Origin of the sequence: Bradyrhizobium erythrophlei (assembly GCF_042430365.1) — a bacterium.
GTDB classification, from domain to species: domain Bacteria; phylum Pseudomonadota; class Alphaproteobacteria; order Rhizobiales; family Xanthobacteraceae; genus Bradyrhizobium; species Bradyrhizobium erythrophlei.
Map to the genome: position 1 here is coordinate 121,013 of NZ_JBHMET010000154.1, position 14,024 is coordinate 135,036.

General features: G+C 66.4%; 14 protein-coding genes. 7 read left to right on the plus strand and 7 right to left on the minus strand.

What is annotated here, in order from left to right; all coding sequences use genetic code 11:
- Nucleotides 1-14: 14 nt before the first annotated feature.
- Complete coding sequence (locus ACFFWD_RS23985) at nucleotides 15-611, plus strand: thermonuclease family protein (RefSeq protein ID WP_376969178.1); 597 nt, start codon at nucleotides 15-17, stop codon at nucleotides 609-611.
- 61 nt (nucleotides 612-672) lie between these two features.
- On the opposite strand, the gene ACFFWD_RS23990 is transcribed toward ACFFWD_RS23985, so the two are convergent.
- A complete protein-coding gene (locus ACFFWD_RS23990; RefSeq protein ID WP_376969180.1) occupies nucleotides 673-1,188 on the minus strand; it encodes a L,D-transpeptidase in 516 nt (171 codons plus the stop codon).
- A 335-nt stretch (nucleotides 1,189-1,523) separates the two neighbouring features.
- Nucleotides 1,524-3,476, minus strand: a complete 1,953-nt coding sequence (acs, locus tag ACFFWD_RS23995; RefSeq protein ID WP_376969182.1) for an acetate--CoA ligase — start codon at nucleotides 3,474-3,476, stop codon at nucleotides 1,524-1,526.
- Nucleotides 3,477-3,677: 201 nt separating this feature from the next.
- On the opposite strand from acs, the gene ACFFWD_RS24000 reads away from it, so the two are divergent.
- Together ACFFWD_RS24000 and ACFFWD_RS24005 are read left to right on the plus strand one after the other, a co-directional pair.
- The gene (locus ACFFWD_RS24000) at nucleotides 3,678-4,190 is read left to right on the plus strand and encodes a DUF2059 domain-containing protein (RefSeq protein WP_376969184.1); all 513 of its coding nucleotides are present in this window, start codon (nucleotides 3,678-3,680) and stop codon (nucleotides 4,188-4,190) included.
- Between the two features lie 290 nt (nucleotides 4,191-4,480).
- Nucleotides 4,481-5,650 (plus strand): DNA topoisomerase IB, encoded by a 1,170-nt coding sequence (locus tag ACFFWD_RS24005; RefSeq protein WP_376969186.1) that lies wholly within the window; start codon nucleotides 4,481-4,483, stop codon nucleotides 5,648-5,650.
- A 65-nt stretch (nucleotides 5,651-5,715) separates the two neighbouring features.
- Here ACFFWD_RS24005 and ACFFWD_RS24010 read toward each other — a convergent pair whose 3' ends face one another.
- The 3 genes from ACFFWD_RS24010 to ACFFWD_RS24020 form a co-directional block, all read right to left on the minus strand.
- Nucleotides 5,716-6,129 (minus strand): EVE domain-containing protein, encoded by a 414-nt coding sequence (locus ACFFWD_RS24010; RefSeq protein ID WP_376969188.1) that lies wholly within the window; start codon nucleotides 6,127-6,129, stop codon nucleotides 5,716-5,718.
- 75 nt (nucleotides 6,130-6,204) lie between these two features.
- Complete coding sequence (locus tag ACFFWD_RS24015) at nucleotides 6,205-6,810, minus strand: LysR substrate-binding domain-containing protein (protein WP_376969190.1); 606 nt, start codon at nucleotides 6,808-6,810, stop codon at nucleotides 6,205-6,207.
- Nucleotides 6,708-7,100: a LysR family transcriptional regulator gene (locus ACFFWD_RS24020; RefSeq protein WP_376969192.1), complete on the minus strand. Its 393-nt coding sequence runs from the start codon at nucleotides 7,098-7,100 to the stop codon at nucleotides 6,708-6,710. Before ACFFWD_RS24020 ends, ACFFWD_RS24015 begins: the two co-directional genes overlap by 103 nt.
- A 112-nt stretch (nucleotides 7,101-7,212) precedes the next feature.
- Between ACFFWD_RS24020 and ACFFWD_RS24025 the strand changes: the two genes are divergently transcribed.
- Nucleotides 7,213-7,977 carry a haloacid dehalogenase type II gene (locus ACFFWD_RS24025; protein WP_376969194.1) on the plus strand — a complete coding sequence of 255 codons (765 nt, stop codon included), beginning with the start codon at nucleotides 7,213-7,215 and terminating at the stop codon, nucleotides 7,975-7,977.
- 12 nt (nucleotides 7,978-7,989) lie between these two features.
- Here the strand turns inward: ACFFWD_RS24025 and ACFFWD_RS24030 are convergent, their stop codons facing one another.
- Together ACFFWD_RS24030 and tsaD are read right to left on the minus strand one after the other, a co-directional pair.
- Nucleotides 7,990-8,970, minus strand: a complete 981-nt coding sequence (locus ACFFWD_RS24030; RefSeq protein WP_376969196.1) for an NAD(P)H-dependent glycerol-3-phosphate dehydrogenase — start codon at nucleotides 8,968-8,970, stop codon at nucleotides 7,990-7,992.
- Nucleotides 8,971-8,985: 15 nt separating this feature from the next.
- Nucleotides 8,986-10,059, minus strand: a complete 1,074-nt coding sequence (gene tsaD / locus ACFFWD_RS24035; RefSeq protein ID WP_376969198.1) for a tRNA (adenosine(37)-N6)-threonylcarbamoyltransferase complex transferase subunit TsaD — start codon at nucleotides 10,057-10,059, stop codon at nucleotides 8,986-8,988.
- A 125-nt stretch (nucleotides 10,060-10,184) separates the two neighbouring features.
- On the opposite strand from tsaD, the gene ACFFWD_RS24040 reads away from it, so the two are divergent.
- From ACFFWD_RS24040 to ACFFWD_RS24050, 3 genes are all read left to right on the plus strand, one after another.
- Nucleotides 10,185-10,916 carry a uroporphyrinogen-III synthase gene (locus ACFFWD_RS24040; protein ID WP_376969200.1) on the plus strand — a complete coding sequence of 244 codons (732 nt, stop codon included), beginning with the start codon at nucleotides 10,185-10,187 and terminating at the stop codon, nucleotides 10,914-10,916.
- Between the two features lie 112 nt (nucleotides 10,917-11,028).
- On the plus strand, nucleotides 11,029-12,252 hold the full coding sequence (locus tag ACFFWD_RS24045; RefSeq protein ID WP_376969202.1) for a COG4223 family protein: 1,224 nt from the start codon (nucleotides 11,029-11,031) through the stop codon (nucleotides 12,250-12,252).
- A gap of 7 nt (nucleotides 12,253-12,259) precedes the next feature.
- Entirely contained in the window at nucleotides 12,260-13,999 is a 1,740-nt protein-coding gene (locus ACFFWD_RS24050) for a heme biosynthesis protein HemY (protein WP_376969204.1), read from the plus strand.
- Nucleotides 14,000-14,024: the final 25 nt, after the last annotated feature.

The following is a 14,024-nucleotide window of genomic DNA, read 5'->3' on the forward strand; positions in this document are numbered from 1 at the left end:
CCTAGTCTGGGAATATGTCCCCATATGAAAGAATAAATACTTATCGTGCGTCGGGCCGACCGCCGTTCGGCCGGTCGCGCTGGGGCCGCCGGTTCTCGCGGGCGCTGCCTTGGGTATTTGTTCTCGGGGTCGCGGCCGGCACCATGCTGCCGATCCGGAACTGGGTGCATTGGCCGCAGCATTCATTTGATCGCCGCTCGCAGGATGCGGATGTGGTCTGGAAGCGCGCCGGTGCTCCTGACGTGCGGCATCCGGTCGACGTCATCAGGACGATCGATGGCGATACATTCGAGGCGCGGGTCCATCTGTGGCCCGGGGTCGACCTCACCACGCGGGTCCGCCTGCGCGGCATCGACGCACCGGAGCTGAAGGCATCATGTCCGCAGGAGCTGCAGATGGCCGAAGCGGCCACCGTCGCGTTGCGCGACCTGCTCGGCCAAGGCGATGTGGCGATCTACAATATCGGCCCCGACAAATATCAGGGGCGGGTTGTCGCCGACGTTGTGACCCGGAAGACCGAGAATGTTTCGGCCGCACTGCTCGCCGCCGGTCATGCGCGCGCCTACAATGGCGGACACCGCGCCGGCTGGTGCGCCAACGCCGCGCGTTGAGCGGAGTGCAATAAAAAAGCCGCGCTGATTGCGCGGCTTTTTCAAGAGATCTTGAACGCGGTCAGCGGGTCACGACGACGGTCGTGCCGACCGACACCCGCGAGTAGAGATCGCTGATGTCGTCGTTCAGCATGCGGATGCAGCCGTAGGACACGAAGCCGCCGACCGAGCCCGGCCTGTTGGTGCCGTGGATGGCATATTCGCCGCCGGAGAGCGTCATCGCGGCAACGCCCATCGGATTGTGCGGTGAGCCGCCGGGGATCACGTTCGGCATGCTCGGTACGTCGCGCTTCACTTCGGCGGGCGGCGACCAGGCAGGGTTGCGATATTTGCCGTCGATCCGGGTCGTGCCGGCCCACTGCTTGCCGGATTTGCCGACGCCGACCGGGTAACGCATCGCGTGGCCGGAATCGAGAATGAGATAAAGCCGCCGCTCGTTGGTCTTCACGACGATGGTGCCCGGCGAGTAATTGTCAGCGCGAAGGCCGACCACTTCCGGCCGCGCTTCGGCCGCAGATGACATCAACACGCCCGCCCCGATGGTGGCAGCCAGCGCCACCGCAATCCTCAACGACATCAACCTCTCCACGTCCCAACAGCTCCTTGCGGAGCTTCAAAAACGAAGGTGCAAACCCCTGAAAAGCCGGGCTCGCCGGTCTCACGCACGCAATGTTAACCGCGTGTCTTAACCGGCTGCTTTCCAACCGGGTCGCGAGACGCCTCTTGATGGGGGGAACAAAGGAAATGTTCGACTTAAAGTAAATGACTTGAAAACAACACTTGGCCACAAACGCGCCCCGGCGGCGCCACGTCTCTGACAATCCCGTGAAACGGCCAATCCCGTGAAATCCAAAGGCCGCGGCGATGATCGCGCGCGGCCTTTCACCGGTTTCCGGATGTTGCCGGCGACCTTTACGCCGGCGCTCCCTTCTTGTTCTGCCGGTTCTGCACGAGATCGTCGACCACGGCGGGATCGGCAAGCGTCGAGGTGTCGCCGAGGCTCGAAGGTTCGTCCTCGGCGATCTTGCGCAGGATGCGGCGCATGATCTTGCCGGATCGCGTCTTCGGCAGGCCGGGCGCGAACTGGATCAGGTCGGGGGAAGCGATCGGGCCGATGTCCTTGCGGACCCAGGCGACCAGCTCCTTGCGCAGCGCTTCCGTCGGCTCGGTGCCCTTCATCAGCGTGACATAGGCGTAGATGCCCTGGCCCTTGATGTCGTGGGGATAGCCGACCACGGCGGCTTCCGATACCGCCTCATGCGCGACCAGCGAGCTCTCGACCTCGGCGGTGCCCATGCGGTGGCCGGAGACGTTGATGACGTCGTCGACGCGGCCGGTGATCCAGTAATAGCCGTCGGCGTCGCGGCGGCAGCCGTCGCCGGTGAAGTACTTGCCCTTGTAGGTCGTGAAATAGGTCTGCTCGAAGCGTGGGTGATCGCCATAGACCGTGCGCATCATGCCCGGCCAGGAGCGCGTGAGACAGAGATTGCCCGAGGTCTCGCCGTCCAGCGTCTTGCCGTCGGCGTCGACGATCTCAGGCACCACGCCGAAGAACGGCCGCGTCGCCGATCCCGGCTTGAGCTTGGTCGCGCCCGGCAGCGGCGTGATCAAAATGCCGCCGGTCTCAGTCTGCCACCAGGTGTCGACGATCGGGCAGCCGCCGTCGCCAACCACGTGGTAATACCACTCCCACGCCTCCGGATTGATCGGCTCGCCGACGGTGCCGAGCAGCCGCAGCGACTTGCGCGAGGTCTTCTTCACTGGCCCGTCGCCGCCCTGCATCAGCGCGCGGATCGCGGTCGGCGCGGTGTAGAAGGTGTTGACCTTGTGCTTGTCGATGACCTGCCAGAACCGGGAATTGTCGGGGTAGTTCGGCACGCCCTCGAACATCAGCGTGGTCGCGCCGTTGGCGAGCGGCCCATAGAGGATGTAGCTGTGGCCGGTGACCCAGCCGACGTCGGCGGTGCACCAGTAGATGTCGCCGTCGTGATAGTCGAAGACGTATTGATGCGTCATCGCCGCGTAGACGAGATAGCCGGCCGAGGTGTGCAGCACGCCCTTGGGCTGGCCGGTCGAGCCTGACGTATAGAGGATAAATAGCGGATCCTCCGCGTGCATATGCTCCGCCGGGCATTCCGTCGTCACCACCTTGGCCGCGTCGTGATACCAGAAGTCGCGCGAGGGTTTCATGTCGACGGCGGCACCGGTGCGCTTGACCACGATGACCCAGTCGACGTCGCCGGTCTTCTCAAGCGCTGCATCGACATTAGCCTTCAGCGGCACCTTCTTGCCGCCGCGCAGGCCTTCATCAGCGGTGATGATCACTTTCGATTGGCAGTCGTTGATGCGCTGGGCAAGGCTGTCGGGCGAGAAGCCGCCGAACACCACCGAATGAATGGCGCCGATCCGCGCGCAGGCCAGCATCGCGTAGGCGGCTTCCGGAATCATCGGCAGGTAGATCGTGACGCGGTCACCCTTCTTGACGTTCCGCGTGCGCAGGATGTTGGCCATCTTGCAGACTTCGTCGTGCAGCTGGCGGTAGGTGATATGCTTGGACTCGGAGGGATCGTCGCCCTCCCAGATGATCGCCGTCTGGTCACCGCGCTTGTCCAGGTGGCGGTCAATGCAGTTCCAGGCGACATTCAACACGCCGTCCTCGAACCATTTGATCGAGATGTTGCCAGGCGCGAAGGAGGCGTTCTCGACCTTGGTGAAGGGCTTGATCCAGTCGATCCGCTTGCCGTGCTCGCCCCAGAAGCCGTTGGGGTCGGAGACCGAACGCGCGTACATTTCGCGATATTTGGCGTCATCGACATAGGCGCGTTTGGCCCAATCGGCCGTCACGTCATAAATCTTCTCGGACATATATTTCCTCCACTCTTGGCCGATCGCTGACCGCGCGGTGGCAAGCCGTCTTGATCATTGCCACGGATTATGCGTTGCGGCATTCCAGCCGGGCAAGGAAAAAGGACTGCCACTTTTGTCGCGCAAGAACCGTCGGATCCGTCCTGTCGGCTCCTGCATATGGTAAGACCATTTACCGCAACGCATCGACGAGAGACATCTATGCTCTATCGCCTGCTCCGCGTCATCGGTCTCTTGGTCGTAGTGATGTCGATCTCGGCGCCGGCGGCCCGCGGCCAGTCGGCGGCCCCTGCGCCATCACCCGAGGCGCTCGCCACGGCGAAAGAACTCGTGACCACCATCCATCTCGTCGACCAGTTCAAGGCGCTGATGCCCTCGATCATCAAGGGCCTCAAGCCCGCGATTGTTCAGGGCCGCAGCAACATCGATCGCGACTACGATGCGTTGATGCCGATCCTGCTCGAGGGGTTTCAGGCGCGGTTCAGCGAGTTGTCGGAAGCGGTTGCGATCATCTATGCGAGTAATTTCACTCCCGAGGAGCTGCGCGCCCTGATCGCCTTCTACAAGAGCCCGATCGGCCAGAAATTCCTCGAGAAGACCCCGGCCGTGACCCAGCAGTCCCTGCTCGCTGGCCAGAAGTTCGGCCAGTCGGTGGCCGCGGACATGCGGCAGCGGATCGTCGAGGAGCTGCGCAAGAAGGGGCACGACCTCTGACCTAGTAAGGCCCCGCCTGAGCGACATTGCACCCGCTGATCCCCGCGGCCCACCGTCGCTGCGCGGCGGCTTAACCGCCATTTTCGCGTCGTGGCGCAGGCTAACATCAACGTTATCGGGCGAATGGCACCTATGAAAGGTAATTAGAGACCGTTGCTGACTGATTCGCGACTCGCAATGTCGGCCGAGACCCCCTAAATCGCCTCCCCGGGGCCGGACGGCCCAACCGGAACCAAGCCAAAACAATCGGCATTGCCGGGAGAACAGGAACAGCAGGGCGTCTGACAGAGATGATGGATCAGCAGAACATCGAGGCTGCACGGCTCGTTTCCGCCGATCCTGCTGTTGCCCTCGCGAAGGCGCTGGGTCAGTGGCCGAAGCAGCCGCCGGCAAAGTCCAAGATCAGTGCCAAGATCGCCGCTCCTGCCGCCGTCAAGACCTCGGTCGAGGAGCTTGCGCGCGACTTGGGCCTCCGGCTCGGCGACCAGAACGAGCTGACCATTCGCCGCGTCAAGCGCGGCAAGAGCTATTCATTCGTTCGCGCCAACGGTTCGCACATCCGCGATGCCCGTACGATCCGCAGACTCCATTCGATGGCGGTTCCGCCGGCCTATCGCCACGTGCGTTATTCCAGCGATCCGAGCTCGCATCTGCAGGCGGTCGGCCGTGATGCCGCCGGCAGGCTGCAATACCGCTATCACGCGGACTGGGAGAAGGTTCGCGAGCAGCGCAAGGCGCATCGCCTCGCCAAGCTGGTGGCGGCGCTGCCGAAAATCCGGCGCAAGGTTTCGGCGTTTCTGTCCGGCGACGAGCCGACGCGCGAATTCGCGCTCTCGGCCGTGATCGAACTGATCGCGCGCACCGCGATCCGTCCCGGCAACGAATCCTATGCGCGCCTCAACGGCACCCGCGGCGCTACCACGCTGCTCAAGTCCAACGTCACGCTGGAAGACGACAGTCTGGTGCTGACCTTCAAGGCCAAGGGCGGCAAGGCCGTGCGCAAGGAATGCGATGCGGCCAAGCTGGTGCGCGCGATCGGCATTCTGCGTACCGTGCCGGGCAAGCGCATGTTCCAGTATTACGATCGCTCCGGTGTCGTGCGCGCCGCCTCGACCACGGCGGTGAACGCGTTCCTGCGCGAAATCGCCGGCATCAAGATCTCGCTGAAGGATTTTCGCACGCTGATGGCATCCGCCGTCGTCGTGGAGTCGCTGTCGCGCATCACGCCGGCCACCAGCGAGCGCGGCCGCAAGCGCCAGGTGCTGGACGCGATCCGCGCCGCGGCCGACCAGCTCTCCAACACGCCTGCGATCTGCCGCAAGAGCTACGTCCACGACACCATCGTCACCGCCTTCGAGGACGGCATCCTCGAACGTTTCGCGGCGACGATGAAGGGCTACCGCACCCAGTCCAAGCGCGAGCAGTTGCTGGCGCAGGTGGTGACGGCGGCGGGGGCGTAAGCCTCGCTTTTTCAACCGGGGTCGTCCCGGCCTAGTGCGCAATTGCGCACTAGGCCGGGACGACATCAAAGTCCGCCCATCTTGCAGACCATCTTCCATTCCTCGGCCGTGACCGGCTGCACCGAGAGCCGCGAATATTTCACCAGCGCCATGTCGGCGAGCTTCTTGTCTGCCTTGATCGCGACCATCGTCACCGCCGTCTTCAGCGGCTTGTCGGCCTTGATGTCGACGCAGACGAACTTGCCGGTCTTGTCGGTTGGGTCCGGATAGGCCTCTTTGATGACCTCCGCGATACCGACGATCTCCTTGCCCTCGTTGGAATGATAGAAGAAGGCCTTGTCGCCCTTCTTCATGTTCACGAGGTTTTGCCGCGCCGTGAAGTTGCGCACGCCGGTCCAGGCCTCTCCCTTTGCGCCCTTCGCCACCTGTTGGTCCCACGACCAGACGGACGGTTCGGATTTCACCAGCCAGTAATTCATGTCGCCACCCACTTCATTTCCGCGCGCATTATCTCGACGCGGACGCCCGTGCCGTCAAGCGCGAACGCTCACCCATCATAGGCGATTGAACGCCATCTGCGGAATCCTGGCGGCGGCAAAGTCCAGGAATGCGCGGACACGCGGCGCCAAAAGGCGCGCGCTGGGATAGACCAGCTGGACCGGGAGGGGCGCGAGCTCGTAGCTCCTGAGCAGGCGGACCAGCGATCCCTCGGCAAGCTCGCGTGCGACCTGGTACGACAGCACGCGCGTCAGTCCCATGCCGTCACGCGCCAGTCTAATTGCGGCCTCGGCGCGATTGACCTCGATGCGGCTCGCAACCCTGACCTTGATCGGGCCGTGCGGCTTGCGCTGAAAGGTCCACGCGGCGGGGTTCGCCTGATTGACGAAGGTTACGGCGTGATGCCGCGCGAGATCGCCGGGCGTTCGCGGCCGGCCGTGGCGTCGCAGATAATCCGGACTGGCGACGGCAATACGCCTGACATCACCGACACGCCGCGCGACCAGCGAGGAGTCCGCGAGATGGCCGATCCGCAGCGCGATGTCGATGCGCTCGTCGATCAGGTCGACGAGCCGATCCTCCAGGGCGAGATGCAGCGTGATATCGGGGTGGAATTCGAGGAACTCCTGCGCCAGCGGCGCGATATGCCGGCTGCCGAACAACGTCGGCGCCGACAGCCGCGCAGGCTCGCGGCCTCTCCGATCGCGTCATCGATCGCGTCGTCATAATCGGCGAGCAGCCGGCGCGCCTGCTCTGCAAGCCGCGTGCCGGCATCGGTCAGCGACAATTTTCGCGTGGTCCGGTGCAAGAGCCGTGTGCCGAGGCGCCTTTCCAGCTCGCCGACAATGCGCGTCGTCGACGACGGCGAGCGGGCGAACCTGCGGCCGCCGGCCGCAAAGTTGCCGCTGTCGACGATCGCAAGGAAAAGCCTGAGCTCATCGAGCCGGTCCATGAACGCCTCCCTCGCATTCTTCTGAAATGTGGAATGATCTCTGCTGATTTCTGGCGATTGTGCCAAAACGCAATTGTGTGAACGCTCGCGTCTCGCAATGCGAGGAAACGACATGCTTCTCAATCGCCGGACGTTTACGGCCTTGGCTGCAGCGGGTGCTGCCGCAGCTTTGGTGCTGCCCGATCGGGCGCACGCGGCAGGCCGCCCGTCATTCAAGGCGATCGCCTTCGACGGCTTTCCGATCATCGACCCGCGTCCCGTATTTGCGCGCGTGGAGGAGATGTTTCCGGGCAAGGGTGCGGAGCTGAGCGCCTCCTGGCGCACGCGGCAGTTCGAATACAGCTGGCTCAGGACGCTTGGCGGCCGCTACGCCGACTTCTGGCGCGTCACCGAGGAGGCGCTGATGTTCGCGGCCAGATCGATGAAGATCGAGCTGTCGCCGGAGCAGCGCGACCGCTTGATGCAGACGTACCTCGAATTGAAGGCGTGGCCCGACGTGTCGGCGGCGCTCAGGCAATTGCGCGACGCCGGCCTGCGCCTGGCGTTCCTGTCGAACTTCACCGCACCAATGCTGGATGCGGCGATCAGGAATTCCGGGCTTGAAGGTCTGTTGGAGGATCACCTCAGCACCGACAAGGTTCAGGCCTTCAAGCCGGATGCCCGCGCCTATCAGATGGGGCTCGACGCGTTCGGCGTGCGCAAGGAGGAGATTGTGTTTGCTGCATTCGCCGGGTGGGACGCCGCCGGCGCGAAATGGTTCGGCTATCCGACCTTCTGGGTCAATCGCGCGAGTGCGCCCGTCGAGGAGCTTGGCGTGGTGCCTGACGGGATCGGGTCTGGGCTGCAGGATCTCGTCAACTTCGTGACCGCGGGTTGATCGTCGCGGTAACTACTCTTCCGCCTTGAACGGCCGCGTCAGCAGGCCCTCGATCGCGGCATCGACGGTCAGCTTGCCGCCAAGGATCGCCGCCACCGCCTGCGAGACCGGCATGTCGACGTTGCGCGAAGCGGCCAGCTCGACCAGCACCGGCGCGGTGAAGGCGCCTTCGGCGAGCTTGCCGCTGGGGGCCGCTTCGCCGCGGCCGAGCGCGATGCCGAGCGCGAAATTGCGCGATTGCGCGGTCGAGCAGCTCAGGATGAGATCGCCAAGCCCGGAGAGTCCCGACAGCGTTTCGGCGCGCGCGCCGCAGGCACGGCCCAGTCGGGCGAGCTCGCTGAAGCCGCGCGTGGTCAGCGCGGCTAGCGCGGAGGCACCGAGCTGGCGGCCCTCGACGATGCCGGCAGCGATCGCCAGCACGTTCTTTGCCGCGCCGCCGATCTCGACGCCGCGCACGTCGGTCGTGTGATAGGGCCGGAAGGTCGCCGAACCCAGCGCCTGCACCAGGCGGCCCGCGAGCGCTTCATCCTTGGCAGCGAGCGTCACCGCGGTCGGCAGCCCGCGGGCGACGTCGTCGGCGAAGCTCGGCCCCGACAGGATGGCGGGCGTCGCCTGCGGTGCCGCTTCAGCGATCACCTCGGTCATGAATTTGTGCGTGCCGTGCTCGATGCCCTTGGCGCAGGCGATCACGGGCGTGCCCGATGCGACATGCGGTGCAAGGTGACTGACGGCGCCGCGCAAATGCTGCGCGGGCGTCGCGGCCAGGATCAATTCCGCGCGTGCGGCGGCCGCGATATCAGAGGTCACGGTGATGCCGGGATCGAGCCGCACGCCGGCCAGCCTCGGATTGACGCGCGTCGCCTCGATCAGCGCCGCATGCTCGGGATTGCGCGCATACAGCGTGACGCTGCGTCCGGCGCGCGCCGCGACACCGGCCAGCGCCGTGCCCCAGGCACCGGCTCCGATCACGCTGACTGACATTTGCGCGGGCATCGGCGGTACCGTGAGTTAATACGCAGCGCGGCTGTTGGCGAAGCCGGCCGGCGCCTTGGCGTTGGCATCGAGCAGCCAGCGGGCGCGCGGCGGCGCATCCATCGTATCGGTCAGGCCGATCGCCATCCGCTCGGCGCCGGCCCAGGCGATCATCGCGCCATTGTCGGTGCAGAGCGCCGGCGGCGGGATGATCAACGTGGTCTGTGCCCTGGCCGCGACATCCTGCAACGCACCGCGGATGGCGTGGTTGGCGGCAACACCGCCGGCCGCGACCAGCGCCCGCGGCGCACCGAACCGCTCCTGAAACAATTTCAGCCCGACGCTCAGGCGATCCTCGGTCGATTCCAGCACCGCAGCCTGGAAGCTCGCGCAGAGATCGCTGATGTCCTGCGGCTCCAGCGGCGTCAGCCGGCTTGCTTCGTTGCGAACCGCGGTCTTCAGTCCCGACAGCGAGAAATTGGCGTCCGGCCGGCCGAGCATCGGGCGCGGAAACGCAAAGCGCTTGGCGTCGCCGCCCTCGGCCGCGCGTTCGACCTGCGGCCCGCCCGGATAGGGCAGCGAGAGCATCTTGGCGACCTTGTCGAAGGCTTCGCCCATCGCATCGTCAACCGTGGTGCCGAGGCGCACATATTCGCCGACGCCGACCACGGCGACGATCTGGGTGTGGCCGCCGGAGGCCAGGAACAGGCAGTAGGGAAACGCCAGCGCGCAGGTCAGCCGCGGCGTCAACGCATGCGCCTCGAGATGGTTCACCGCGATCAGCGGCGTGTTGTGCACCATCGCGATCGCCTTCGCGGTGGTCAGTCCGACGATCACCCCGCCGATCAGGCCGGGCCCGGCGGCTGCGGCGACCGCCGACAATTGCGCGTAGCCTGTGCCGGCCTCCTTCATTGCGCTCGCGACGATGCCGTCGAGCAGGTCGACATGGGCGCGCGCCGCGATCTCCGGCACCACGCCGCCGAAACGGGCGTGCTCGTCGGTCTGCGAGCGCACGATGTTGGAGAGGATCCGCCCCGACCCGTCGGCCTGGCGCTCGACCACGGCGGCTGCGGTTTCATCGCAGGTGGTCTCGATCCCCAACACCAGCATCGGTGGTTCGTTACCCAATTTCGGCCCTTGTGCTATCGCTTGAGACATGCTCCCGACGTAGCATTGCGAGGTCTCAAAGTGCAATCGGTAGCGAACCCCCATTTCGTGCGGCTGGAGCCCTGACCGTGGCCGTCCTCGTCACCCGTCCGCATCACGACAATGAAGCAACGCTGGCCAGTCTGCACGCGCGAGGCTTTGCCGCGCTATCAGCCCCGATGCTGCGTTTCGAGCCGCTGCCGTTTCATGACGATTCCGAGGCTGAATATGACGGCGTCATCGTGACCAGCGCCAATGCGCTGCGCGCGATCGATCTCGCCGGCAGCCGGTTGCTCGCACTGCCGGTGTTCGCGGTCGGGGCCCACAGCGCCGACGCCGCGCGCATCGCCGGCTTCGGCGCGGTGATCGCGGCCAAGGGCGACGCCGGCGCGCTACGCGATCTCATCGTCGCGCGCGTCAAGGCGGGGCAGTTGAGGAAAGCGGCGACCCTGCTTTACCTCGCCGGCGCCGATCTTTCGCGCGACCTTGCGGGCGAGTTGGGCGAGAAGGGATTTGCGGTCGTCACCCACACCACCTACCGGATGGCGCCGGTCGAAAGCTTTCCGCGCGAGATCTGCGACGCGTTCATGGCGAACGAGATCACGGCGGTGCTGCATTATTCTCGCCGCAGCGCGCGGGCCTTCCTGGCGGCGGCGCGGGCCGGCGGCGTCGAGATTTCGGCCTTGGCGCTGCCGCAATGCTGCATTTCAGCGTCGGTCGCCGCCGTCCTCCACGATGCGGGCGCCTCCCACGTGGTGGTGGCGGCGTCGACGGACGAAAACGCCCTGCTGGATGCGCTCAGCCGCACCTTGCGGTCCTGACGCGCATGATTCCTTCGTTTGAACATGGTGTTAGCCAATGCCTTGTTTCGTGCTCTAAGAACCCGGGCCGATTCTGATACAATGTGCCGCGACTAGTTTGAGGACCCCCGCGATGGTTGAAGACAGGCCTGAGGACACTGGACCATCGCCGGATTCCGCCCGGCCCAAGCGCGCGCCGCCGACCATCGAGCTTCAGGCCACCGATGTCTCGAGCGAGGCGTCCGCCTCGGCCGAGGCGGCCAAACCATCCGTCGAAACGACCGAGCCCGAGGCTGCGCCGGAGCCAGAGCCAGCCCCCGAACCCGTCCCGGCGGCAGCCGCCACGGAGCCGTCACGGCCGGTCTCGCCCTGGGTGGTCGCGCCGGTATCGGGTGCGGTGGCTGCGGCGCTCGTGATCGGTGTCGGCTGGCTGCTCGGCTGGCCTGCGGTGCCGCCGGCATCCGCGCCCGCGCCCCAGCTCAATGCCGCCGCGATCGACGATCTCACCGCGCGCGTCGCCGGCCTCGAGCAGAAGCTCGGCAAGCCCGCTGCACAAGCGGGCGATCCTGCCACAGCGGCGCGGCTCGACGCGCTTGATAAATCGATCGCGGCACTGCGCAGCGAACTTGCCGGCACGCGCTCGCAATCGGACAAGCTTGCCGCAGCGATCAACGAGGTGAAGGCGGCGCCCAGCGGCGGCGCCGCGGCGCCGGATCTGTCGGGCATCACGGCGCGCATCGAGAAGATCGAGAGCGCCGTGAAGGCGCAGAACGCCGAGATCGCGAAGCAGGACAGCAAGATCGCGGACAGCAAGGCCGATGCGAAACCCTCCGATGACGCGCCGCTGCGCCGCGTGGTGGCGGCATCGCTGCTCGACGTCGCGGTCCGCCATGGCGATCCCTTCGTCTCCGCGCTCGCCGCGGCCAAGGCGCTCGCCGACGACGCCGACAAGCTCAAGCCGCTCGAGGCCTTCGCCGCATCCGGTGTGCCGAACCCGAATGCGCTCTGCCGCGAATTGCTCGAGATCGTGCCAAAGCTTGCACCGCCGCCGCCAGAGGCGGCGACAACCGGCGCGGGCCTCGTCGATCGCCTGCAGGCCGGCGCGTCCAAGCTCGTCCGCATCGAACGGACCGATGCCACAGGCACCGATCGCGGCAGCATCGTTGCGCGCGTCACCACGGCCGCCCTGCACAACGATCTCGCATTGGCCGAGCGTGAGTTGAAGTCGCTGCCGGCGTCCGATCGGACGGCCGCGCAGGGCTGGATCGACAAGGTGGAGGCGCGCAGGGCCGCGCTTGCCGCCTCCCGCAAATTCGCCGACGCTGCGATGGCGTCGCTCGCCTCGGTCAATCAATAGGTCCTTGATGATCCGCATCATTCTGTTTCTGCTGCTGATCGCGCTCGCTGCGGCGGGCGCGGCCTGGGTGGTCGATCAGCCTGGCGATCTCGTGATGTCATGGGGCGGCTTGCGTCTGACGTCCAAGCAGCCAATGCTTCTGCTCGGTATTGTCGTCTTGGCTGCAATGTTTGTCGGGGCGATCCTGTGGGCGGTGTGGAATGTGCCTAGGCGCATCCGCCGTGGCAGGCGCGAGCGGCGCCACGCGCGGGGCCGCCACGCCATCACGCAAGGCCTGCTCGCGATCGGCCACGGCGATTCGTCGGCCGCCCGCGAGCATGCCGAGGTGGCGCGGCGCCATGCCGGCCACGATCCGCTGACGCTGTTGCTGCACGCGCAATCGGCGCAGCTCGACGGCGATCGCGCCGGCGCGCAACGCGCCTTCCGTGCGATGGCGGAGCGCGAGGACACGCGGCTGCTCGGCCTGCGCGGCCTGTTCATCGAAGCGCAGCGCGCCGATGATCCAGTGGCTGCCGTGATGATCGCGGAGGAAGCGCTGAAGCTGGCGCCGTCCTCGTCATGGGCCTCGCATGCCGTGCTCGGCTTCTGCTGCGCCAAGGGCGATTGGGCCGGCGCGCTGTCGATCCTCGACAACAACCAGAGCTCGGGCCTGATCGACAAGGCGACCTATCGACGGCAGCGCGGCGTGCTGCTGACGGCGCGCGCAATGGAGCTGGAAAATGTCGATCGGGATCTCGCTCGCGATAGCGCGATGGAGGCGATCAAGCTTTCGCCGACATTGATCCCGGCGGCGGTGCTCGCGAGCAAATTCGAGAGCGAGGCGCACCAGGTGCGCCGCGCGATGCGGATCGTCGAAGCTGCCTGGCTGGCGCAGCCGCATCCCGATCTCGCCGACGCCTATGCGCATGTGCGGCTCGGCGATTCCGCGCGCCAGCGCCTGGTGCGGGTCGAGACGCTGGCGGCCAAGACATCAGGCCATATCGAGGGCGCGCTGGCGATCGCGCGCGCCGCGATCGATGCGTCCGAGTTTGCCAAGGCACGCGCCGCGCTCGAGCCGTTCATCGCGACGCCGACCCAGCGCGTCGCGCTGCTGATGGCGGAGATCGAGCGCACCGAGCATGGCGACAGCGGCCGGGCGCGAGCCTGGACCTTGCGCGCGGTGCGCGCGCTGCACGATCCGGTCTGGACCGCGGACGGCTATGTCTCGGACCGCTGGCGCCCGGTCTCGCCGGTCACCGGCCGGCTCGACGCCTTCCAATGGCAGACGCCGGTTGCCGCGCTGCCGTCCGACAAGGCCAGCGCAATCGAGCCGTCGCCGTTCGAGGAGGCGATGCTGGCCCCGCGCCGGGTCGAGCCGCCGAAGGAAGTGGCAACCGATCCGCCACCTCCCGCCAAGCCCGTTGAGCCGGTCGAAGCCAACCCGGTCGAGATGCACCCGGCCGGATCAGCGGCGCCCGCGGCCCAGGACAATGCCCCGCCGGCTGCCGTCGACGCTCAGCCGGTTCCCGACGCGCCGGCTCCTCCTGCCGAATCAGCGCCTCCCGCGCCGGCACCCCTGTTCCGGGCCCGGGCCGACCTCGCCAAGCCGGCCGCGGCGCCGATTCCGGCGGTCATTCCCATCATTCGAGCCCCTGACGACCCCGGGGTCGATGAGGACGGCATTCGCGACGAATTCGCGGAACAAATCGGCCCGCCCAAGGCCCAGGCCGGCGGCTGGCGCGGATTTTTGTCACGCTGGGGCAGTTGAAGGGCGGTCAGGTAACCGCGTTTTC